Origin of the sequence: Curtobacterium sp. PhB191 (assembly GCF_004346515.1) — a bacterium.
GTDB lineage: Bacteria > Actinomycetota > Actinomycetes > Actinomycetales > Microbacteriaceae > Curtobacterium.
This window is the reverse complement of record NZ_SMBV01000009.1, coordinates 51,293-72,376: the sequence shown is the minus strand read 5'-3', so window position 1 is coordinate 72,376 and position 21,084 is coordinate 51,293. Positions and strand designations below refer to the sequence as shown.

The window sequence follows — 21,084 nt, the reverse complement described above, 5'->3', positions numbered from 1 at the left end:
TCACTGCGCGATGTGCGCAGTGAGCGAACGGAACAGACGACGGGAGGCCCGTGGCGGCGTCCGCCACGGGCCTCCCGATCGCTCCTGGGTCGCGTGTCAGGCGCGGCGCGCTGCCCGGCGCAGGGCACGCCGGAAGCGGCGCGGCTCGACGCCCAGGGCGTCGAGGACGTCGTGCGCCGAGCCCATGAAGGGGTCGTCGACGCCGTCGAGGACGGCCAGCACGACGTGCACCGGGCGGACGCGCTCGGCCGGACCGGCGAGGACGGCTGCTCGTGCGAGGACCCGGGCGGCCGCCGGGGTGCAGGCGACCCGGTCGTGCTCGTCGGGGCACGCGGCCCGCGCACCGACGAAGACGCTGATCTCGGAGCGGACGGCTTCGGGGCTGACCCCGTGCGCCTCGAGGACCGGGCGGAACCGGGGCATCCCGTTGCAGAGCGTGACGGCGGCGAGCAGGAGGTGCTCCGCGTCGACGAAGCCGAAGCCCGTCTCGTGGGACTCGAGGTCGGCGAGCAGCACGATCTCGCGACCCTGCCGGACGGTGGGGAGGGCGACGGACAGCTGAGCGATCTGCATGTATTCAGAATATCGCATGCGATGGCAATTGAACAGCCCTCGGTTCAGCGCGGCTCGGTACCATCCGGTCATGGATCAGCCCGTCGTCGGCCTCGTCGTCCACCCGACCAAGAACGTGCAGGAGTCCGTCACGACCCTGCAGCGATGGAACGCGTCCGGCCGGGGCGAGCTCGTCGCCCGCCGAGCCGACGCACAGCGGATCGGCGGGGGCATCACCGCGGTGGAGGACGACGACTTCACCGCACGCGTCGACCTCGTCGTGGCCCTCGGCGGCGACGGCACCATGCTCGGCGCGATGCGACTCGTGGCGAAGCGCCCGGTCCCGGTGCTCGGCGTGAACTACGGCAACGTCGGGTTCCTGGTGGAGATCGAACCGCCGGAGCTCGAAGCCGCGCTCGACCGGCTGTCGGCCGGCGAGTACCAGCTCGAGCCGCACCACGCGCTCGAGGCCCGGCTGTCCTGGAGCGGCGCACGCACGGACTACCTGGCGTTCAACGACCTGACGATCGTGCGGCGCCCCGGTTCCGGTCAGGTGTCGGCGGACCTCAGTGTCGGCGGGCTCGGCTACGGCTACTACCGCGCCGACGCCATCGTCGCCGCGACCCCGGCCGGCTCCACCGCGTACAACTACGCCGCGGGTGGCCCGGTGCTCTCCCCCGCACTCTCCGGGTCCGTCGTCACCCCCGTCGCCCCGATGGCGGGCATCGACCGCGCCGTGGTGCTCGCCGCCCGCGAGCGCTACCGGTTCGACATCGCCGAGGGCACCAGGAGCGCCGCACTCGAGGTCGACGGACTCGTCGTCGGCGAGGTCGCCACCGGAGCGCAGATCGACGTCCGCCTCCGCAAGGACGCCGGCAGCGTCGTGCGACTCGACGCCGAGCGGCACGGACGCACCGGTCGGGTGAAGCTGAGCCTGCTCGACCTGCCGGTCCGGCCCGACCAGCTCATCGAGCTGATCCCGAGCGATCTGCGGCAGAAGCTCGGGCGCGAACTCGACCAGTAGCGGTCCGGGCAAGCGTCCGGTGCCCACGAACGTGAATGGCCCGCTCGAGCAGTGCTCGAGCGGGCCTTCCCATCACCCCACCGGATCGTCTTCCCACAGACCGACCCGGGTTCCCCTGCCGACGCGAGCGCCGGCCGAAGCCTGCTGACCTCAGTCGGTCAGGTACAGCTGCATGTCCTGCGAGACCGCCTTGGCGAACAGGCGCAGCTTGGCGCGCGACTCCACCCGGCTGACGGCCTGGCGGGTCGTGTGCACGATCTTCGAGATCTCGTCGAGCGTCATCGGCTTGTCGTCGTCGAGGCCGTAGCGCATGCGGATCACGTTGGCTTCCTCGCTCGGCAGCTCGGCGACGATCGAACGGATGTCGCGGTGCAGGAGCGTGGTCTCGGTGAGCTCGTTCGGGGACGCAGCGTCCTCGTCCTCGATGAAGTCACCGAGCTCGCTGTCGTCCGAGTCGCCGACCACCGTGTGGATCGAGACCGGCTCGTGCGAGCGGCCCTTGAGGTCGACGAGCTCTTCCACCGTCATGCTCAGCTCGGCGGCGACCTCGTCGGGCATCGGCGCGCGGCCGAGGTCGACGGTCAGGTCACGCTCGGTGCGGGAGATCTTGTTGATCAGCTCGACGGTGTGGACCGGGATGCGGATCGTGCGGGCCTTGTCGGCGAGACCACGCGAGATCGCCTGGCGGATCCACCAGGTGGCGTAGGTCGAGAACTTGTAGCCCTGCGTGAAGTCGAACTTCTCGACCGCACGGACCAGGCCGAGGTTGCCCTCCTGGATGACGTCCATGAACGGCAGGCCACGCTGCGAGTAGCGCTTCGCGATGCTGACGACCAGGCGGAGGTTCGAGGTGATCATGCGCTCCTTGGCGCGCTCACCGTCGCGGACGAGCCAGCGGAGTTCACGCTGCAGGGTCTTCGCGAGGCCCTTCTCGGTCGCGAGCTTCTCTTCCGCGAACAGGCCGACCTCGATGCGACGGGCGATCTGCGCTTCTTCCTCGGCGGTGAGGAGCGAGAGGCGACCGATGTGGCGCAGGTAGTCGCCGACCTGGTCGACGGAGGCACCGCGGACGCCAGCGAGCTGCTCGTCGGCCTCGACCTCGGTGTCGAGGGAGGTCGTCGCGGACTCGGCGCCCTGGGTCTTCGATGCCGCTGCCTTCTTCGTGGTGGCGCGGCGGGTGGTGCTCGGTGCAGCCGGTGCGATCGTCATGGTGTTGCTCCCTGCGTTCGGCGGTGATGGCTTCGTGCGGTGGTGCTGGGGGTGTTGCTTCTGGGTGCTGCTTGAGGTGTTCACGAGTAAAGCGGTCCGGAGGTGTACCCCACAAACCGATCGGAATGATTCTCAGGCATCTCCGTGCTTCGTCATCGAAACCGTCCCCCGTGGGGTACAGCGATGCTGCCAGTGTGGTCCCCCGAACTGCCGCGGATCAAGGGTATGACGTGATGTTTCCGGCGTTGCAGGAGTGTTTCTCACGCGTTTCCGAACCTGTACCCCGCACCGCCGCGCCTTCCGGACATGCAAAAGGGGTACGTCCGGCCGGATCGATGCGATCCGGTGGTCGTACCCCGAAAACCGAGTGGGTGGGGGTCACCAGGAGGGTTCGAGCCACCCGTCCCGGCGCTTGGACGCCTCGAGGTCGGCGTCTCGGTCGAACTCGTCGTACTCGCTCTCGATGTCACCGACGAGGCTGCGACCCGTGAAGGGGTGTGTGGTTGCCATGCGGACGATGCTCACCCCGGCGCGCGACGGCGAGGTGAACGGCGCGTGACCGGTCGAGGGCGCACAGCCGTCCAGGGGGCACCGACGTCGAAGGCCGCCGACCACGATGGGGCGACGGCCTTCGGACAGGACTGGGTCGGGCGGCGCTACTCGGCCGAGGCCGGTGCCGGCGCGGGGACGCCGTGCTCCCGCTCGAACCGGACACGCTCCTCGGCCTCGACCTTGGCGTACGCGGCACGCTCGGTGCGGTCGGCCCGCATGATGGCGCGCATCACGAACCAGAAGATGAGGCCGACGACGATGGTCGGCGTCAGGGCGAAGATGATCCCGGTCACGACTCCATGCGGCACCGGAGCATCGTACCCCGGGGAACCGGGACTTACTTCACCAGGGGGAAGAGGATCGTCTCGCGGATGCCGAGGCCGGTGATCGCCATGAGCAGGCGGTCGACGCCCATGCCCATGCCACCCGACGGCGGCATCGCGTGCTCGAGGGCTCGCAGGAACTCCTCGTCGACGCGCATCGCCTCGGGGTCACCGCCGGCTGCGAGCTTCGCCTGCTCGACGAAGCGCTCCCGCTGCACGACCGGGTCGACGAGCTCGGAGTACGCCGTCGCGAGCTCGAAGCCGCGGACGTACAGGTCCCACTTCTCGACGATGCCCGGTCGGGTGCGATGCTCGCGGGTGAGCGGCGAGGTGTCGACCGGGAAGTTCATCACGAACGTCGGGCGGTCGAGCGAGTCGATCACGAAGTGCTCCCAGAGCTCTTCGACGTACTTGCCGTGCGTGGCGTGCGCGACCTCGACGCCCTCGGCAGCGGCGAGCTCCTGCAGCTCGGACAGCGGGGTCTCCGGGGTGATCTCGCGACCGGCCGCCTCGGACAGCGAGCCGTACATGTCGATGCGCGGCCACTCACCGCCGAGGTCGTACGTGCTGCCGTCGGGCAGGGTGACCTCGAGCGAGCCGCCGGTCACGGCCCGCGCAGCGCGCTGCACAAGCTCCTGCGTCAGGTCGGCCATCTGCTCGTAGTTGCCGTACGCCTGGTACGCCTCGACCATCGCGAACTCGGGCGAGTGCGACGAGTCGGCACCCTCGTTGCGGAAGTTCCGGTTGATCTCGAACACCCGGTCGATGCCGCCGACGACCGCGCGCTTCAGGAAGAGCTCGGGCGCGATGCGCAGGAAGAGCTCGGTGTCGAAGGCGTTCGAGTGGGTCACGAACGGACGAGCCGAGGCGCCACCGTGCTGGGTCTGCAGCATCGGCGTCTCGACCTCGAGGTACTCGTGCTCGGTGAAGGTCTGGCGGAGCGAGGACATCACGGCGGCGCGGGCGCGGACGGTGGCGCGTGCTTCGTCGCGGACGATGAGGTCGAGGTAGCGCTGGCGGACCCGCGTCTCCTCGTTCAGTTCGTTGTGCAGGTTCGGCAGCGGCAGGATCGCCTTCGCCGCGATCGCCCACTCGTCGACCATGATCGACAGCTCACCGCGGCGCGAGGAGATCACACGGCCGTGTACGAACACGTGGTCGCCGAGGTCGACGAACTCCTTCCAGCGCGCGAGGGACTCGTCTCCGACCTCGGCCAGGGACACCATCGCCTGGATGCGGGAGCCGTCGCCGGACTGCAGCGACGCGAAGCAGAGCTTGCCGGTGTTGCGCGAGAACACGATGCGGCCGGCGACACCGACGACGTCCTGCGTCTCCTCGCCGGTCTCGAGGTGCGCGTACTGGTCGCGGACCGCCGGGATCGTCGTCGTGATCGGGAGCTCGGCGGGGTACGCCTCGATGCCGGACTCGAGCAGCTTCGCCCGCTTGTCGAGCCGGACCTGTCGCTGCTCGCTGGTCTCCTGCTCGGCCAGTGCGGCGGCGGCGGCGATCGCGGTGTCGGTGGTGGCGGTCTCGTCGGTCATGCGGGTGCGGCTCCGATGGTCGTGGGGGTCGGGGGAAATGCTACCCGCGCCGCGCGCCCGCCCCCGAACCGCGCCCGGACGGGTCCCCTCGACTGGTCACGACTCCCCGCCGGCGCGGCGCCGACGGGTCACGTTCCGTCGGCCGGAGCGCTGCGGGCCGACGGCTCGTGACCACTCGGCGGAACTGAGCGGGGAGTCGTGACCGACCGCCATGCCCCTACAGCGTGGACTGCCCGTCGGCGGCCGTCAGTGCGTTGTCGACGGCGGAGCGGACGAGCGCACCGAGCACCCGGCCGGGGTGGTCGACTCCGATGCCGGAGAGCGTGCCCGCCGACTGGTCCACGATCGCCGCCGAGAAGCTCACGGCGGCGCGGACGGCGTCGGCGTAGGCGGGCCGGTCCCCCTCGGCGATGACGAACGGCTCGGCGCCCATCTCGACCACCAGGGCCTGCGCGATGGGCAGCACGGGTGACGGGGCGGTGACCGCGCAGTAGGCGTCACGGAGCCGCGACAGGTCGACGCTGGTGCCGGTGAACGCCATCGCGGGGTGGATGGCGAGCGGGATCGCACCGGCCGCCATCGCGGGGGCGAGGATGCCGACGCCGTGGTCCGGGCTGGTGTGCACGACGAGCTGCCCGGGCTGCCAGATGCCGGCGTCCGCCAGGCCCTGCACGAGTGAGGCCAGCTGGTCGTCCGGCACCGCGAGCAGGACGAGTTCGCTCCGCTCCACCAGGTCCGGCGTTGCGAGCACGGGAGCGCCGGGCAGCATCGCCTCGGCGCGGTCACGGCTCTCGGCGGACACGGCGGTCACGCCGACGACCGCGTGCTCCGCGTTCGCGAGTGCGGCGCCGAGCACGGGTCCGACCCGTCCGGCCCCGACGACGCCGACGCCGAGGCGCCCGGCCCTCATCGGACGGCCCCGGTGGGCGGGACGTCGCTCCACCCCGGTCCGGGAGGCACGGTGCCGGGCCGGTGGTCGGCGTCGGGTCCGGCAGGGGCTCCGGTCCCGGGCCACGGCACGTCCGCAGCGTGCCTGGCGGACGCGGGACGGGCCTCCCGTTCGCGCCACCGGTGGGACGTGTCGACCGCAGCGGCCTCGACGGCGCGGTGGGTGGTCTCGGACCACAGACGCTGCGCGTCCCGTGCGTCGAGCGCACCGACGCGGGCCGAGACCGGCCCGGCGACGGTGTGCACGTGGACGGCGGCGAGCCGCAGGGCACGCTCGAGCGGACCCTGCTCGACCTTGACGCTCTGCACCCGGGGCAGCGGCACGATGACGAGCGACCGCCAGACGGCGCCGAGCCGGAGCAGCACCGCGCCCTGCACGAACCGGTACCCGTTGCGTCGGAACGCGAACGGCCGGAGCCAGGCGCCGCGGCGCGGGGAGTGCACGAAGCCGCCCTGGTCGCCGCTCGTGGTGAGGCTGTCGTCGACGACGCTGACGGCCTCGGCGGAGCCTTCCCGCAGGGCCTCCTGCGACGCCTCGGGGCCGGCGACGGCAGTGCCGACCAGGCCGGGCAGGATGATGTCGAGGACCTCGCGGACGTCGGCCGCGGTGCCGACGGGCAGCACGATGGCGGAGGCCTGCTGGTTGCTCGACGCCCCGTTGCCCGCGTTCGTCGCACGGTTGATCCGGACGTCCCACCAACCGAACGGGCGCCAGAGCAGCGGCTGCGCGACGCTGACGGCGTGGATGCGGCCCGGGGGCAGCGTCTCGTTCGAGGTCGAGACGAGCCCGAACCCGATCCGGATGCCGTCGCGGGTCTCGGCGATCGTGTACTGCAGCGACCGCGAGAACTTGCGGACGTAGTAGCTGCCCGCACCGATCACGGCGGGGAACAGGCCGAACAGGATCCCGTACTCGCCGGTGAGCGCGACGCTGACGATCATCGCTGCCACGGCCAGCAGGATGAAGACGGTGGTGCCGGAGAGCAGCATCGACGCGATCAGCCGACCGGGCTTCACCTTGACGATCCGGGTGGCCTGCACCGCGGCGGCGTCGAGCTCGGGCGAGAACATCTCGTCGACGCGGTCCTGCAGCACACCGTTCGACGCGCGCGCCGGACCACTGCCACGGTCGTCGTCCTTCGCACCAGAGGCGAGCACGAGGATGCGCAGCCGCAGGTCGTCGGCGGCCTTCACCCCGAGGTACGCGAGCTGCACGTTGGCGTCGTTGCCAGCCTGGGCGATCTCGAGCTTCGCCGTGCCGAACACCCGCGGGATGAGCGGACGCGAGATGTTGATGCCCTGGATCCGGTCGAGCCGGGCCTTGCGGTGGTTCCGGAACAGCACGCCCGAGCGGACCTCGACGATCTCGCCGGTGACCCGGAACTCGTGCATCCGCCAGGACAGGTAGAAGAGCCCGATCAGCACGAGCAGGAACACCGCGACGCCGAGCAGCACCCAGCCGACGACGCCGTGCTCGTAGACGTAGCGGACGGGGTCGCCGTCCTGCTGCTCGCCGCCGGGGATGAAGAACTCGACGAGCTGGTCGCGCAGGCTGTTCAGCACGTAGCCGAGGATGACGATCAGGAAGATCCCGCCCTTGAGCAGCGGGGTCAGCGGGTGCAGGCGGTGCCACTCGCCGTCGGTCAGGGGCGCGGCGGCAGCGGCGTTCCCGCGCGTGGGCGGGGCGGGCGGCGGCGGGCCGGGTCGGAAGGTCACCGCGACCCCTACAGCCCGGCGCGGCGGGACTCGGCGAGCTCGACGAGCCGGTCGCGCAGTTCGTCGGCGTCGGTCGCGGGGATGCCGGGGATGCGGACGTTCGTGGCGGCCGCAGCGGTCACGAACTTCAGCTCGCTCATGCCGAGCGCCCGGTCGAGCGGACCGCGCGCCACGTCGACGAGCTGCATGCGTCCGTACGGCACCGCCGTGAAGCGCTGCCACATCAGGCCGCGGCGGACCACCAGGTCGTCGTCGCGCAGGGCGTAGCCGATCGCACGTACCCGACGGGGCGTCAGCGCCGCGGTGACGAGCGTGATGACGAGCACCACGATGCCGATGAGCAGCCAGACCGTTCCGGCGCCCGAGCCGAAGCCGGCGTTGACGACCCCGATCAGGACCAGTCCGGCGGTCACCACGAGGCCGATCACCAGGGTCGTGATGAGTTCGGTCCACACGAGCTTCGCGGACACCCTGGTCCAGTCGATGCCGGTCAGGCCGAGGCCCGGCTCGTCGAGTCGTTCACGCGCCATCGCGGGCCTCCAGTGGGTGTGCTCGGGTCAGTTCGCCGTCGTGCGGGGTGCGCTCGGGTCAGTTCGCCGTCGTGCCGTTCCGGGGGTCGCCCGGCTCGTCGTCGTCGCTCGGAGGAGCGATGCACATGCGCTCTGCCACGAGTGCGCAGACCGTCAGCACGATCCCGCCCCCGACGGCGACCACGTTCGGCAGGGTCGAGCCTAGCGAAGGCGTCACCGAGCGGGTCAGGAGGTACACGACCAGGCCGATCGCGAAGCCGCCGAACAGGACACCGCAGATGCTCGAGGCCTTCGCCAGCACCACCACGCGCGTGGCGTAGAGCGGGTCGACCGGCCGCTGCCGGCCCGCGCCCTCGCGGGCGTGCCGGCGGACAGGACGCGCCATGAGCACGACGGCGACGCCGATGAACGCGAGCGTGATGCCGAGCGGCACGGCGAGCAGCAGCGTCGGCGACTGTCGCGAGGCGAGCACGGCATCGAACGCGAAGCCCGCCACCGCGGTCACGACGGCGATGCTGAACAGGGTGGAGAGACGGGTCGGCTTCACGGCTGGGTCACGTTCCCTTCGGTGGTGGCCCGGGAGGCGCTGGGCACGTCCGCGAACAGGCGCGGCTCGTCGACACGCTCGGTGTCGTCCCCCACGGCGGCGAGCAGGTCGGCCACCGGCCCGGCGCCGGGCAGGACGGCCCCCGGGTCGGCGTCGAGCCACGGTGCGAGCACGAACGCGCGCTCGGCGGCACGGGGGTGCGGGACGGTGAGCGTGGCGGTGTCGATGTGCAGGTCGTCGACGGCGACGACGTCGAGGTCGAGGGTCCGGTCGCCCCAGCGGACGTCGCGGGTGCGGCCGTGCTCGTCCTCGATGCCGTGCAGTACGTCGAGGAACGCCTGCGGCTCGAGGTCGGTGTCGACGACCACGACGGCGTTGCGGTACCGCGGCTTGGTGTCGTCGCGGCCGTCCAGGGTCACGGCGACCGACTCGACCTCGTGGCTCGACGCCACCGGGTGGACCCCGGGTAGCGCAGCGACCGCGCGGGCAGCGGCGCGGAGGGTGCTCCCCCGGTCACCGAGGTTGGCGCCGAGCGCGACGACGACGCGGCTCACTCTTCTTCCTCGTCCGGCACGGTCGCCCCGCGGGCACGTCGGATGGTGATCGAGACGTCCGTGAACGGCACGGTGATGGGTGCCTGCGGCTTGTGCACGGTGACCTCGGTCGCCAGGGCCGCACGGTGGGTGAGCACCGCGGCCGCGATGCGCTCCGCGAGGGTCTCGATCAGGTCCACCGGGTCGCGTTCGATCTCAGCGACGACCTGCTCGGCGAGCACGCCGTAGTGCACGGTGGCGTCGAGGTCGTCGCTGCCCGAGGCCGCGCGGGCGTCGAGTTCCACGGCGACGTCGACGACGAAGTCCTGACCGTCGGCACGTTCGTGGTCGAAGACCCCGTGGTGGCCGCGGGCGCGGACCCCGACGAGGCGGATGGTGTCGTTCACGAGCGAGCTGCCCTCCAGGCGTCCCAGACGTCGAGCACGGCACGGGTCGGTGCCGGGTCGTGCACGCGCACCCCCCACGCGCCGCGTTCGGCGGCGAGCAGGCTGATGGCGGCGGTGGCGAGGTCGCGGTCCTTCGGCGGGGCGCCCTCGGGGCTGCCGACGCCGTCCAGGAACCGCTTGCGTGATGCGGCGACGAGCACCGGCAGGCCGATCGAGGCGAACCGCTCGTAGCCGGCCAGGATCTCCCAGTTCTGCACGCCCTGCTTGGCGAAGCCGAGGCCCGGGTCGATCACGACCTGCTCCTGGCGCACCCCGAAGACGATGAGCTCGGCGACCCGCATCTCGACCTCGCGCCGGACCTCGTCGACGGCGTGCACGTACTCGGCGTTGCGGTACATCCGGTCGCTGTGGCCACGCCAGTGCATGACCACGAACCCGGCCCCGGTCGACGCGACCACACGGGCCATGTCCGGGTCGGCCAGGCCGCCGGACACGTCGTTGACGATCGCGGCGCCGAGTTCGACGGCCCGTTCGGCGGTCGAGGCGTTCATCGTGTCGACGCTCACCGGGATGCCCTCGGCGACGAGCTGCCGGACGACCGGCAGGACGCGCTCCTGCTCGACCGGCACCGGCACGCGCTCCGAGCCCGGCCGGGTCGACTCCCCACCGACGTCGATGAGGTCGGCGCCCGCGGCGACGAGGTCACGCGCGTGCTGCACGGCGGCGTCGTAGGCCTGGTGCAGCCCGCCGTCGCTGAACGAGTCGGGCGTCACGTTGAGGATGCCCAACACCCGCGTGCGGTCCGGTGTCGGACCGCCGCGGGTGTCGAGCCGACGAGCACGTCTCGTCGGCAGGTCGGTCATGCCGGCCCCCTACGCCGGGGCGATACCCGGGTTGCCGAAGGGGCGACGACGGGGCTTCGAGGTCGACTCGCTGTCCGACTGGTCCGCTGCGGTGGCGGCGGCCTGCCCGGGCACGTCGATCGCGGGCAGGTTGCTCACCGGACGCTTGTCGCTGGAGAGCCACTGCGGGCGCTCCGGCAGCTTGCGGACGTCCTTGAAGATCTCCACGAGCTCCGGGGCGTCGAGCGTCTCCTTCTCGAGGAGCTCACCGGCCAGGCGGTCGAGGATGTCGCGGTTGTCGTTGAGCACCTGGTAGGCCTCGTTGTGCGCGGCCTCGAGCAGCGCACGGGTCTCGGCGTCGACGGTCTGCGCGATGTTCTCCGAGTAGTCGCGCCCGGTCCCACCGCTCATGTCACGGCCGACGAACGGCTCGCTCGACCCGGAACCGAGCTTGACGGACCCGACGGCCTGGCTCATGCCGTACTCGGTGACCATCTTGCGGGCGGTGCCGGTGGCCTTCTCGATGTCGTTCGAGGCGCCGGTGGTGGGGTCGTGGAACACGATCTCCTCGGCGACGCGTCCACCCATGGCGTAGGTGAGCTGGTCGAGCAGCTCGTTGCGGGTGACCGAGTACTTGTCCTCGAGCGGGAGCACCATCGTGTACCCGAGGGCACGGCCGCGCGGCAGGATCGTGATCTTGGTGACCGGGTCGGTGTGCCGCATCGCCGCTGCCGCCAGGGCGTGGCCGCCCTCGTGGTACGCGGTGATCAGGCGTTCCTGGTCGGACATGATCCGGGTCCGACGCTGCGGGCCCGCCATCACGCGGTCGACGGCCTCGTCCAGCGCGCGGTTGTCGATGAGCTGCGCGTTCGACCGGGCGGTGAGCAGCGCGGCCTCGTTCAGGACGTTCGCCAGGTCGGCGCCGGTGAAGCCCGGCGTCTTGCGGGCGAGCAGCTCCAGGTCGACGCTCGCGGCGAGCGGCTTGCCCTTCGCGTGCACCTCGAGGATCTGCTTGCGGCCGGCCATGCCCGGGGCGTCGACACCGATCTGGCGATCGAAGCGGCCCGGACGCAGGAGCGCGGGGTCGAGCACGTCGGGACGGTTCGTCGCGGCGATGAGGATGACGTTCGTCTTGCCGTCGAAGCCGTCCATCTCGACGAGCAGCTGGTTGAGCGTCTGCTCGCGCTCGTCGTTGCCGCCGCCGATGCCGGCACCGCGGTGACGACCGACGGCGTCGATCTCGTCGATGAAGACGATGGCCGGCGAGTTCGCCTTGGCCTGCTCGAAGAGGTCACGGACACGACTCGCACCGACACCGACGAACATCTCGACGAAGTCCGAACCGGAGATCGAGTAGAACGGCACGCCCGCTTCGCCGGCGACGGCGCGGGCGAGCAGGGTCTTGCCGGTTCCGGGAGGGCCGTACAGCAGCACGCCCTTCGGGATCTTGGCGCCGACGGCCTGGAACTTCGCCGGCTCCTTCAGGAACTCCTTGATCTCGTGGAGTTCCTCGATCGCCTCGTCCGAGCCCGCGACGTCGGCGAACGACACCTGCGGGTTCTCCTTGTTGTTGATCTTGGCCTTCGACTTGCCGAACTGCATGACCTTCGAGCCGCCGCCCTGGGCGCTCGAGAGCAGGAACCAGAACAGGGCACCGATGATCAGGAAGGGGAGCAGGACGCCGAGGAGCGACAGGAACCAGTTGCCCGTGTTCACGTGGTCGTCGTAGCCCTTGGGCAGGTTGGCGTCGTTGACGGCCTGGATGACCTCTTCGCCACGGGGCGTGGAGTAGTAGAACTGCTCCTGCTTGTCGCCGTCGCGGGTGATCATGTCGACCCGCTGCTCGGTGGAGTTGACGATGACGGACGAGATCTTGCCGTCGGCGAGCTGCTCGAGGCCCTTCTGGGTGCTGACCTCGGTCGTGCTGCCCTGGCTGATGACGCTCCAGCCGATGAAGATGCCCGCCAGCGCGATCAGCACGTAGAGGTACGGGCCGCGGAAGATGCGCTTGAAGTTCATGTGATCCGGGCGCGAGTGCCCGACACCTTTCTCTGCCGAAGTTGCGTGCAGGTCAGCATACGGCCGCGATTCTGTGGCGAGAATGGGTGTCCTCTGCGGGCGAACTCAACCCGAGGCAAGTACCCCCTGGACGGGTTACGAGTACACGTGCGGCGCCAGGACGCCGACACCGCGCAGGTTCCGGTAGCGCTCGTCGTAGTCGAGGCCGTAGCCGACCACGAACTCGTCGGGGATGTCGAAGCCCACGTACTTGACGTCGACCTCGACCTTGGCGGCCTCGGGCTTGCGCAGCAGGGCGACGATCTCGACGCTCGCGGCACCGCGGGACTGCAGGTTCTGCTTGAGCCAGGACAGCGTCAGACCGGAGTCGATGATGTCCTCGACGATGAGGACGTCGCGGCCGTGCAGGTCGGTGTCGAGGTCCTTGAGGATCCGCACCACACCGGACGACTTCGTGCCGGAGCCGTACGAGGACACCGCCATCCAGTCCATCCGCGCCTGCATCTTGAGGTGCCGCGAGAAGTCCGCCATCACCATGACGGCACCCTTCAGGACACCGACGAGCAGGGGGTCGCGGCCGGCGTAGTCGGCGTCGACGACCGCCGCGAGTTCGGCGAGCTTGTCGTCGATCTGCTCGGGGGTGAAGAGGACTTCGGACAGGTCTGCCTGGACGTCGGAGAGTTCCACCGGTCCAGCCTAACCGGCACTGAACGACAGGCGGTCACCGGATCGCGACGCCCGGACGCCCGGCAGGTCGATCGGCCCCTGTCCGCTCCAGTCCGTGACGAGCCGGCAGACCTCGAGCGTCTGCGCGCGCGACAGCGTCACGCCGAACTCGCTCTCCACCGCCAGGCGCACGAGTCGCTGCCGGAGCGCCGGCGGGTTCGCCCCGAGCGCCCGGACGGACAGGGAGATGCCAGCCTCGGAGTGCTCGGCGATGTCCTCCGCCATCTCCTCGGCGAAGTGGTCGAGTGCTGCAGAGTCCTCGCGCAGCTGGTCGGCCGTCCGCGCCAGCGCCTCGGGCACCCCGGCACCGAGTTCGCGCTCGAGCACCGGCATGAGGGTGTTCCGCACGCGGACACGGGCGTAGGCGGGGTCGTCGTTCTGCGGGTCGTGCCACGGCGCCAGCCCGGCGGCGGCGCACGCCTGCCGCGTCGCGTGCCGCCGCACGGTGAGCAGCGGGCGGCCGTAGGCCGGCCCCTGGTCGCGCCGTGCCAGGGGCAGCATGCCCGACAGGCTGTCCGGCCCGCTGCCGCGCAGCAGGCCCAGCAGCACCGTCTCGGCCTGGTCGTCCAGGGTGTGTCCCAACAGCACGAGAGGCGACCCGGTGGCGGACGCGACCTCGGCGATCGACGCGTGGCGGGCCTCCCGGGCGGCGCCCTCCGGACCACCGTCGGAGCCGACCGCGACCCTGCGGACCTCGACCGGGTCCAGACCCAGTTCGGATGCCTGCCGGGAGGCGCGGCTCGCGACCGCCTCGGAGCCCGCCTGGAGCGCGTGGTCGACGACCACTGCCCCGGCTCGGAGCCCCTGCTTGCCCGCCTCGAACGCGGTGGCCGCGGCGAGCGCGAGCGAGTCCGGTCCGCCGCTCAGCGCGACCAGCACGAGGTCACCCGCGGTGACGACGCCGTCGTCGAGCGCGGTGGCGAGCAGGTCGCGGACCGCCAGGCGGGTCTCGGCGACGGCAGGGTCCAGCCGGGGACGCGGAGAGTTCACCCGGTAACGTTAGCCGCGCTCTCGGGACCACCGACAGCCCCACCGACACACCAGGAGTACAGACATGGCCGCGTACGACGTCGTCGTCGAGATCCCCAAGGGCAGCCGCAACAAGTACGAGGTGGACCACGAGACCGGTCGTGTCTACCTCGACCGCGTGCTGTTCACGTCGTTCGTCTACCCGACCGACTACGGCTTCTTCGAGAAGACCCTGGCCGACGACGGCGACCCCGTGGATGCGCTGCTGCTCCTCGAGTTCCCGACGTTCCCCGGCGTGGGCGTCAAGGTCCGTCCGGTCGGCGTCTTCAAGATGAGCGACGAGGCCGGCAAGGACGAGAAGGTCCTCGTGGTCCCCGCGAAGGACCCGCGCTGGACGCACATCCAGGACATCTCGGACGTCGACGAGCAGACGAAGGCCGAGATCGCGCACTTCTTCGAGCGCTACAAGGACCTCGAGCCGAACAAGTGGGTCAAGGCCGAGGGCTGGGGCGACGCCGCCGAGGCCGAGGCGATCGTGCAGGCCGGCCAGGCCGCGTACGTGCCCGCTGGTCACTGACGCTTCCTGACGCCGAACGGCGCCCGCTCTCCATCCGGAGGGCGGGCGCCGTTCTGTGTTCGGGGAGTGCTTTGCCGTGCGGGGTCGGGCGGTGCGGGGGGCGTACCTGGTGGAAACGGGCGTACCTGGTGCTCTGATCCGGGCAGGTATGCCCGATCCCGCTTGCTACCGCAGCCGTTCTGGGAAAGACCGGGCTGCGAGCTACAGGGAGCCGCTCGGGCGGGCGACGTAGGGCAGGAGCTGGCTGGGGGTCCAGACCGCGCGCTCGACCACGCCGACGCCCGGTCGAGCCGCTTCGACCATCATCCCGTTGCCGGTGTAGATCGAGTCGTGGTAACCGCCGGAAGCGGTTCCGTTCGACGAGTAGAAGAGGATGTCGCCGGGCTGGCGCTGCGAGAGCGGCACGAGGCGACCGATCGAGCCGAAGTAGTTGTACTGCCAGACGACGTTGTGTCCGCCGGTCGCGATGCCCTGCGAGCTGTACGCCATCATCACGAGGCCGGAGCAGTCCCAGGTGCTCGGGCCGGCACCACCGAGGACGTAGGGCTTGCCGAGCTGCCCGCGGGCGTACGAGATCGCACCGGCGGCCTTCGAGGGGCTGCTCGGGGCGGGTGCCGGAGTGCTGGGCGCCGGGGTGCTCGGCTTCGACGGCGTCGGCGTGCTCGGCTTGGCGGGAGCCGGGGCGGGCGCGGGAGCGGGCGCCGCCGGCGTGCTCGGCTTCGACGGGGTGCTCGGGCGCGACGGGGTGGTCGTGCCGCTGCCGCTACCGCCGCCGGTGCTCGGGTTGGTGGTCGAGGTGTTGCCGTTGTTGGTGCCGCCGCTGGTGCCGTTGTCGGTGCTGGTGCCGCTGCCGCTGGCCGTGCCGGTGCTCGTCTGGGCCGCCAGGGCGGTCTCGGCCGCCTTGGCCTGCTGCGCACTCCAGTACGCACTCTCCGTCGCGACGCTCGTGCCCTTGAGGTACGCGAGCTGACGGAGGACCTCGTCCTGCTGGTCCTGCTGCTTCTGCACCCGGGCCTGGGCGTCGGCGGAGACGTCGTTGGCGGTGGCGAAGGCGGTCTTCGTCGCCTCGGTCGCCTTGCTCAGTGCCGTCGTGGCCACGGACTGCTGGTCGGCGAGCGAGTCCACGGTCTTCTGGTCGGAGCGGGCCTGGGCCAGGATCGTCGCCGACCGCTCGGACAGGTGCGACATCGTGCCGACGCGGTAGAGCAGGTCGCCGGAGTCGGAGGCGTCCGTGAGCATCGTCGTCGACAGGTCGCCGCCGCCCGTGCGGGAAAGCTCGACGACGAGCGCGGCCACCTGGCCCGCGGAGTCGTCCGCCTTGCCCTTGGCCCGCTTCGACTGCGCGGACAGGTCGGCGAGGGTGTCCTTCGCCTCCTGCTGCTGCGAGGCGGCGAGGGCGTACGCCTGCCCGGCCTGCTGCTCGACGATGCCGGCGCGGTCCGCGGCGGCCTGCAGCGAGGTCAGCCGGTCGCTCAGCTCGTCCACCGTCTGCTGCGCGTCGGCGGCATCCGACTTCGCGGCCTTGACGTCGTCCCAGGACGGTGCCGACGGCGCGGCCTGGGCGGGTCCGGCGATGACGACCGACAGTCCGATGCCGAGCACGGCGACGGTGGCGATCCCGCAGGAGAACGAGCGAGCGGACAGGGTCATGGCGGGGTCAACGCATCCCGGCTGCGCTGATGCTCATACCGAGATCCCCCGCGCTGCCATGAAGGGGACCGGGTCGACGGCAGCACCGTTGATCCGGGTCTCGAAGTGGAGGTGGCACCCGGTCGACCAGCCGGTCGAACCGATCTTGGCGATCTGCTGCCCGGCGGTGACGTGCTGGCCGCTGGCGACCATGATCCCGCCGTCGACGATGTGGCCGTAGGCCGTCGAGATGCCGCCGCCGTTGTCGAGGATGACCTCGTTGCCGTAGCCGCCGCCGTTGCCCGCGAAGGTCACGGTGCCGTCGTGGGCCGCGTAGATCGGTGCGTAGCAGGCGGGAGCGAGGTCGACCCCGGCGTGCAGTGCCGTGTAGTGCGTGTACGGGTCGACGCGGATGCCGTAGCCGCTGGTCTGGAAGCCGCCGGCCGGACGGACCCACCCGGCAGAGTTGGCCGTCCCGCCGCCGGTACCGCCCTGGCTCGTCGCCGCGGCCTTCGCGGCTGCCCTGGCGGCAGCAGCGGCGATGCGGGCCTGTCGGGCCTTCTCGGCGGCGACGCCCTTGCGGTAGTCGGCCTCGACACCGCGCTGCTTCGTGGTGAGAGCGGTCAGCTGGGCCTCGAGCCGCGACTCGTTGTCGTTCTGGGCGTCGACGGCGGTCTGCGCCGCGTCGGCAGCACCCTGCGCCTGCTGCATCTTCGACTGGGCCGCGTCGGCGAGGTCACCCAGCGCCGCCTTGGCCTTGTCCGCCTTGTCGGCCTGCGCCTGCGCGGTGCCCCGGTCCTGCGAGGCCTGCGAGTAGATGCCGTCGGCCTGCTCGCTGAGCTTCGACATGGCGCCGAGCTCGTAGAGCAGGTCACCGGAGTCCGAGGGGTGCGTGAGGATGTCGGTCGTCACGTCGTTGGCGCTGGCCCGACCGAGCTGCGCGGCGAGCTGACCGGCCTGCTCCTCGGACTGTGCGGCGGTCTGCTCGGCGTCGTCCGCCTGGGACTGGAGCGTCTTCTGCTCGAGGGTCGCCTCGTCGTACTTGTTCTGTGCCGCCTGGTAGGCCTCGCCGGCAGCCTGTGCGGCCTTCTGCTTCGCAGCGGCCTCGGACTTCAGGGTCGAGATGAGCGACTTGATCTCGGTGACCTTCGCCTGCTGGGCACTCGTCGAGGACTTGGCCTTCTGCACCTCGGACCAGCTCGGGTAACTCGCGGCACTGGCCGACGTCGCCGGGGCGAGGACCGCGAGGGTGCTGCCGGCGAGCGCGACGGCGACCGCGGCGGCGACGAGGCGGCTGCGGTTGCGGAGGGAGAGCGAAGGTGAGGTCGACATGTATCTCGATTTCGTAACAGCGCGGCAAGGCTCACGCACGTAACACTGTTAACAGACGCAACAGTAACAACAGGTGTCGCAGCCCCACAGCCCCTCGGTCGAGGGGCGTGGAGCCGGTGACGATGCTCGCACCGCAACCTCGACACCCGGTGCCGGGCGGGCGCGACACGCCGGGGATTCCGCGGGAACGCGGCCCGATTTGCGAACCCCCGGGGGCATCCGTATGCTTGTCCATCGGTAGCGCGAAGCACCACTTGCGGCCCTATCGTTTAGTGGCCTAGGACACCGCCCTTTCACGGCGGCAGCACGGGTTCGAATCCCGTTGGGGTCACTCTCCGAGTGAGCGAGCAAGTAGTACTGAGCAACACCACAGCAATTCAACATGGCCCTGTAGCGCAGCTGGTTAGCGTGCCGCCCTGTCACGGCGGAGGTCGCGGGTTCAAGTCCCGTCAGGGTCGCCACGGCTGGATAGCTCAGTTGGTAGAGCGTTCGACTGAAAATCGAAAGGTCCACGGATCGATGCCGTGTCCAGCCACCGGTGAAGGCCCCCTGCTTCGGCAGGGGGCCTTTTCCGTTGTCTGAGCCGTCTGGCCCGGGTCGGCGCTAGGCCTCGCGGGTCTTCGGGCTGCTGTCGTTCGTCTTCGCCGGGTCACGCTCGACCACGGCACCGAGGGCGTCGTCGATCCGGGTGAGCAGCTCCGCCGGGATCGTGACACCGGCAGCGCCGGCGTTGTCGTGCACCTGCTCCGGACGCGACGCCCCGATGATGGCGCTCGCGACGTTCTCGTTCTGCAGTACCCAGGCGACGGCGAGCTGTGCCATCGACAGGTCGAGCTCCTTCGCGATCGGCTCGAGCTCCTGCACCGAGGACAGCACCTCGTCGCGCATGAACCGCTTGATCATGTCCGCGCCGCCCTTGTCGTCGGTGGCGCGTGAGCCCTCGGGCAGCGGCTGACCCGGCTTGTACTTGCCGGTCAGGACGCCCTGGGCGATCGGGGACCAGACGATCTGCGAGATGCCGAGCTCCTTCGAGGTCGGCACGACCTCTTCTTCGATGACCCGCCACAGCGCCGAGTACTGCGGCTGGTTCGAGATGAGCTGGAACCCGAGGTCCTTGGCCAGCGCGGCGCCGGCACGGAGCTGCTCCGCGGTCCACTCGCTCACGCCGACGTACAGGACCTTGCCCTGGCGCACGATGTCGGCGAAGGCCTGCATCGTCTCCTCGAGCGGGGTCTCGTGGTCGAAGCGGTGTGCCTGGTAGAGGTCGACGTAGTCGGTCTGCAGGCGGCCGAGCGAGCCGTCGATCGACTCGAGGATGTGCTTGCGAGACAGCCCGGTGTCGTTGTGCCCCTTCGGCCCGGTCGGCCCGAACACCTTCGTGGCGATCTCGAGCGACTGGCGACGCTCCCCCTTGAGGGCTTCGCCGAGGACGGTCTCCGCGCCGGTGTTGGCGTAGACGTCGGCGGTGTCGAACGTCGAGATGCCCACCTCGAGGGCGGCCTTGACGCAGGCGATGGCCGCGTCGTTCTCGACCTGGGATGCGTGGGTGAGCCAGTTGCCGTAGGTGATCTCGGAGACCTTGAGGCCCGAGTTGCCGAGGTAGCGGTACTCCATGTGCGTGTCACTCCTGTCGTGGCCGCGTCGGTGCGGCTCGACCCGTGACGGTAGTCCGCGGGTCGATGCCGGGACACAGCGGCAGCCCCTGACGACAGGACGAAACCCCGGCGATGTGGCCTTGGCCAGTGATCGTTCCGGGGTCTACAGCACTACGTTCCCACAACGCCGAGCGCGGTGCATAGGCAAGGTCATGACACCGTTTCAATTGCCCGACGATCTCGACGGCACCCTCCGACTCCTCTTCCAAGCGTTTCGCGTCGGCGAGTTCGTCCTCCGCACCGTCGAACGCCTTGCCGTCACCAGGAGACGGCGGCCGTGCTCGACGCCCGACCCAGCGCCTGAGGTGCAGGATCGGAGGGGTTCGGCGCAGGGCTGCGCCGCGGAGAGCGAGGGAGCATCCATGACCGGAGCGAGCGTGTTGTTCATCGGCGGGAGCGGCGTGATCAGCGCCTCCTGTGTGCGGGAGGCGACCGAACAGGGCCACGACGTCACGGTCCTGAACCGGGGGACCACCGGGGGCAGGCCGATCCCGGAGGGTGTGACGCGCCTCCAGGCCGATGTGTCGGACCGCAGCACCCTGGCGGACGCACTCGGCGATCGCCACTTCGACGTGGTCGTGAACTGGGTCGCCTTCACGGCAGACCAGGTGCAGGCCGACATCGACTTCTTCGCGGGACGGACGCGGCAGTACGTCTTCATCAGCTCGGCGTCGGCCTACCAGACGCCGGCGACGCACCTGCCGATCACGGAGTCGACGCCGCTGAAGAACCCGTACTGGCAGTACTCGCGCGACAAGATCGCGTGCGAGGAACTGCTGATGGAGGCGTACCGGGAGCAGGACTTCCCGGTGACGATCGTGCGGCCGTCGCACACCTACGACGAGACGAAGCTGCCGCTCACCGGTGGCTGGACTGCGGTGGCGCGGATGCGCGCCGGCAAGCCGATCATCATCACCGGTGACGGCACGTCGTTGTGGACCTTGACGCACAGCCGTGACTTCGCGGTCGGGTTCACCGGGCTGCTCGACAACGCGTCGGCGATCGGTGAGGCCTTCACGATCACGAGCGACGAGGCGCCGACGTGGAACGCCATCGCGCACGAGATCGCGGCGGCGGCGGGGGTGTCCGACCTGCAGGTCGTGCACGTGCCGGCGGACGCCATCAACGCCGTGGACCCGGAGTGGGGTGCGGCGCTGCTCGGCGACAAGGCGAACAGCTCGGTGTTCGACAACAGCAAGGTCCGGTCGCTCGTGCCGTGGTACCGGCCGCGGACGCCCTACCGGCAGGGTGTGCGCGAGGTCATCGCCTGGTTCGAGGCCAACCCCGACGCGCAGGTCGTCGACGAGCGGCTCGATGCGCTCATGGACGAGTTGGCGGCGCGCTGGGCGGTGTGAGCCGCACTTGGTGAGCAGAAATGGTCGGGTGCCGTGTGGCGACCCGACCATTTCTGCTCACGAAGCGAGCGCGCGGCGCCGAGCGCGCGGCGCCGAGC

General features: G+C 70.6%; 21 protein-coding genes and 3 tRNA genes. 6 read left to right on the top strand and 18 right to left on the bottom strand.

Annotated elements, in window-relative coordinates; translation table 11 throughout:
• Positions 1-96: 96 nt before the first annotated feature.
• Positions 97-573: a Clp protease N-terminal domain-containing protein gene (locus EDF48_RS14950; RefSeq protein ID WP_165932413.1), complete on the bottom strand. Its 477-nt coding sequence runs from the start codon at positions 571-573 to the stop codon at positions 97-99.
• Between the two features lie 70 nt (positions 574-643).
• Between EDF48_RS14950 and EDF48_RS14945 the strand changes: the two genes are divergently transcribed.
• The gene (locus EDF48_RS14945; protein ID WP_111086944.1) at positions 644-1,576 is read left to right on the top strand and encodes an NAD(+)/NADH kinase; all 933 of its coding nucleotides are present in this window, start codon (positions 644-646) and stop codon (positions 1,574-1,576) included.
• A gap of 150 nt (positions 1,577-1,726) precedes the next feature.
• On the opposite strand, the gene EDF48_RS14940 is transcribed toward EDF48_RS14945, so the two are convergent.
• The 14 genes from EDF48_RS14940 to tilS form a co-directional block, all read right to left on the bottom strand.
• The gene (locus EDF48_RS14940) at positions 1,727-2,785 is read right to left on the bottom strand and encodes a sigma-70 family RNA polymerase sigma factor (RefSeq protein ID WP_123294550.1); all 1,059 of its coding nucleotides are present in this window, start codon (positions 2,783-2,785) and stop codon (positions 1,727-1,729) included.
• A gap of 378 nt (positions 2,786-3,163) precedes the next feature.
• Complete coding sequence (locus tag EDF48_RS19565) at positions 3,164-3,295, bottom strand: hypothetical protein (RefSeq protein ID WP_258373406.1); 132 nt, start codon at positions 3,293-3,295, stop codon at positions 3,164-3,166.
• 146 nt (positions 3,296-3,441) lie between these two features.
• A complete protein-coding gene (locus tag EDF48_RS14935) occupies positions 3,442-3,645 on the bottom strand; it encodes a hypothetical protein (RefSeq protein ID WP_131880928.1) in 204 nt (67 codons plus the stop codon).
• Between the two features lie 29 nt (positions 3,646-3,674).
• The gene (gene lysS, locus EDF48_RS14930) at positions 3,675-5,201 is read right to left on the bottom strand and encodes a lysine--tRNA ligase (RefSeq protein WP_131880926.1); all 1,527 of its coding nucleotides are present in this window, start codon (positions 5,199-5,201) and stop codon (positions 3,675-3,677) included.
• A 217-nt stretch (positions 5,202-5,418) separates the two neighbouring features.
• Positions 5,419-6,111 (bottom strand): Rossmann-like and DUF2520 domain-containing protein, encoded by a 693-nt coding sequence (locus EDF48_RS14925; RefSeq protein ID WP_165932412.1) that lies wholly within the window; start codon positions 6,109-6,111, stop codon positions 5,419-5,421.
• Entirely contained in the window at positions 6,108-7,865 is a 1,758-nt protein-coding gene (locus tag EDF48_RS14920) for a PH domain-containing protein (RefSeq protein ID WP_131880921.1), read from the bottom strand. Before EDF48_RS14920 ends, EDF48_RS14925 begins: the two co-directional genes overlap by 4 nt.
• An 8-nt stretch (positions 7,866-7,873) precedes the next feature.
• On the bottom strand, positions 7,874-8,395 hold the full coding sequence (locus tag EDF48_RS14915) for a PH domain-containing protein (protein ID WP_131880919.1): 522 nt from the start codon (positions 8,393-8,395) through the stop codon (positions 7,874-7,876).
• Positions 8,396-8,453: 58 nt separating this feature from the next.
• Positions 8,454-8,942 (bottom strand): DUF3180 domain-containing protein, encoded by a 489-nt coding sequence (locus EDF48_RS14910; RefSeq protein ID WP_131880917.1) that lies wholly within the window; start codon positions 8,940-8,942, stop codon positions 8,454-8,456.
• A complete protein-coding gene (folK, locus tag EDF48_RS14905; RefSeq protein ID WP_131880915.1) occupies positions 8,939-9,496 on the bottom strand; it encodes a 2-amino-4-hydroxy-6-hydroxymethyldihydropteridine diphosphokinase in 558 nt (185 codons plus the stop codon). Before folK ends, EDF48_RS14910 begins: the two co-directional genes overlap by 4 nt.
• A complete protein-coding gene (gene folB / locus EDF48_RS14900) occupies positions 9,493-9,882 on the bottom strand; it encodes a dihydroneopterin aldolase (RefSeq protein WP_123294543.1) in 390 nt (129 codons plus the stop codon). Before folB ends, folK begins: the two co-directional genes overlap by 4 nt.
• Positions 9,879-10,745, bottom strand: coding sequence for a dihydropteroate synthase (folP, locus tag EDF48_RS14895; protein ID WP_207913281.1), 867 nt, complete (start codon positions 10,743-10,745; stop codon positions 9,879-9,881). The genes folB and folP overlap by 4 nt, the downstream gene beginning before the upstream one ends.
• Positions 10,746-10,754: 9 nt before the next feature.
• Positions 10,755-12,743 carry an ATP-dependent zinc metalloprotease FtsH gene (gene ftsH / locus EDF48_RS14890; protein ID WP_123294542.1) on the bottom strand — a complete coding sequence of 663 codons (1,989 nt, stop codon included), beginning with the start codon at positions 12,741-12,743 and terminating at the stop codon, positions 10,755-10,757.
• Between the two features lie 135 nt (positions 12,744-12,878).
• Positions 12,879-13,430 (bottom strand): hypoxanthine phosphoribosyltransferase, encoded by a 552-nt coding sequence (gene hpt, locus EDF48_RS14885; protein ID WP_111086933.1) that lies wholly within the window; start codon positions 13,428-13,430, stop codon positions 12,879-12,881.
• Between the two features lie 9 nt (positions 13,431-13,439).
• On the bottom strand, positions 13,440-14,459 hold the full coding sequence (gene tilS, locus EDF48_RS14880) for a tRNA lysidine(34) synthetase TilS (RefSeq protein ID WP_131880913.1): 1,020 nt from the start codon (positions 14,457-14,459) through the stop codon (positions 13,440-13,442).
• 64 nt (positions 14,460-14,523) lie between these two features.
• Between tilS and EDF48_RS14875 the strand changes: the two genes are divergently transcribed.
• Positions 14,524-15,015 (top strand): inorganic diphosphatase, encoded by a 492-nt coding sequence (locus EDF48_RS14875; RefSeq protein WP_111086931.1) that lies wholly within the window; start codon positions 14,524-14,526, stop codon positions 15,013-15,015.
• A 201-nt stretch (positions 15,016-15,216) separates the two neighbouring features.
• Here the strand turns inward: EDF48_RS14875 and EDF48_RS14870 are convergent, their stop codons facing one another.
• Together EDF48_RS14870 and EDF48_RS14865 are read right to left on the bottom strand one after the other, a co-directional pair.
• Entirely contained in the window at positions 15,217-16,665 is a 1,449-nt protein-coding gene (locus EDF48_RS14870) for an NlpC/P60 family protein (protein WP_131880911.1), read from the bottom strand.
• Positions 16,666-16,698: 33 nt separating this feature from the next.
• Complete coding sequence (locus tag EDF48_RS14865; RefSeq protein WP_131880909.1) at positions 16,699-17,976, bottom strand: M23 family metallopeptidase; 1,278 nt, start codon at positions 17,974-17,976, stop codon at positions 16,699-16,701.
• Positions 17,977-18,234: 258 nt separating this feature from the next.
• On the opposite strand from EDF48_RS14865, the gene EDF48_RS14860 reads away from it, so the two are divergent.
• From EDF48_RS14860 to EDF48_RS14850, 3 genes are all read left to right on the top strand, one after another.
• Positions 18,235-18,307 (top strand) — tRNA-Glu (locus tag EDF48_RS14860).
• Positions 18,308-18,360: 53 nt separating this feature from the next.
• Positions 18,361-18,437 (top strand) — tRNA-Asp (locus EDF48_RS14855).
• Position 18,438: 1 nt separating this feature from the next.
• Positions 18,439-18,511, top strand: a tRNA-Phe gene (locus EDF48_RS14850).
• Between the two features lie 68 nt (positions 18,512-18,579).
• On the opposite strand, the gene EDF48_RS14845 is transcribed toward EDF48_RS14850, so the two are convergent.
• On the bottom strand, positions 18,580-19,590 hold the full coding sequence (locus EDF48_RS14845; protein ID WP_123294537.1) for an aldo/keto reductase family protein: 1,011 nt from the start codon (positions 19,588-19,590) through the stop codon (positions 18,580-18,582).
• Between the two features lie 403 nt (positions 19,591-19,993).
• Here EDF48_RS14845 and EDF48_RS14840 point away from each other — a divergent pair, with 403 nt between their 5' ends.
• Positions 19,994-20,986, top strand: coding sequence for an NAD-dependent epimerase/dehydratase family protein (locus tag EDF48_RS14840; RefSeq protein WP_131880907.1), 993 nt, complete (start codon positions 19,994-19,996; stop codon positions 20,984-20,986).
• Positions 20,987-21,084: the final 98 nt, after the last annotated feature.

Bases quoted from the DNA above. Each gene is read 5' to 3' on its own strand.
- EDF48_RS14950 (WP_165932413.1), bottom strand. From the start codon at position 573: ATGCAGATCGCTCAGCTGTCCGTCGCCCTCCCCACCGTCCGGCAGGGT.
- EDF48_RS14945 (WP_111086944.1), top strand. From the start codon at position 644: ATGGATCAGCCCGTCGTCGGCCTCGTCGTCCACCCGACCAAGAACGTG.
- EDF48_RS14940 (WP_123294550.1), bottom strand. From the start codon at position 2,785: ATGACGATCGCACCGGCTGCACCGAGCACCACCCGCCGCGCCACCACG.
- EDF48_RS19565 (WP_258373406.1), bottom strand. From the start codon at position 3,295: ATGGCAACCACACACCCCTTCACGGGTCGCAGCCTCGTCGGTGACATC.
- lysS (WP_131880926.1), bottom strand. From the start codon at position 5,201: ATGACCGACGAGACCGCCACCACCGACACCGCGATCGCCGCCGCCGCC.
- EDF48_RS14925 (WP_165932412.1), bottom strand. From the start codon at position 6,111: ATGAGGGCCGGGCGCCTCGGCGTCGGCGTCGTCGGGGCCGGACGGGTC.
- EDF48_RS14915 (WP_131880919.1), bottom strand. From the start codon at position 8,395: ATGGCGCGTGAACGACTCGACGAGCCGGGCCTCGGCCTGACCGGCATC.
- folP (WP_207913281.1), bottom strand. From the start codon at position 10,745: ATGACCGACCTGCCGACGAGACGTGCTCGTCGGCTCGACACCCGCGGC.
- ftsH (WP_123294542.1), bottom strand. From the start codon at position 12,743: ATGAACTTCAAGCGCATCTTCCGCGGCCCGTACCTCTACGTGCTGATC.
- EDF48_RS14875 (WP_111086931.1), top strand. From the start codon at position 14,524: ATGGCCGCGTACGACGTCGTCGTCGAGATCCCCAAGGGCAGCCGCAAC.
- EDF48_RS14870 (WP_131880911.1), bottom strand. From the start codon at position 16,665: ATGACCCTGTCCGCTCGCTCGTTCTCCTGCGGGATCGCCACCGTCGCC.
- EDF48_RS14865 (WP_131880909.1), bottom strand. From the start codon at position 17,976: ATGTCGACCTCACCTTCGCTCTCCCTCCGCAACCGCAGCCGCCTCGTC.
- EDF48_RS14845 (WP_123294537.1), bottom strand. From the start codon at position 19,590: ATGGAGTACCGCTACCTCGGCAACTCGGGCCTCAAGGTCTCCGAGATC.
- EDF48_RS14840 (WP_131880907.1), top strand. From the start codon at position 19,994: ATGACCGGAGCGAGCGTGTTGTTCATCGGCGGGAGCGGCGTGATCAGC.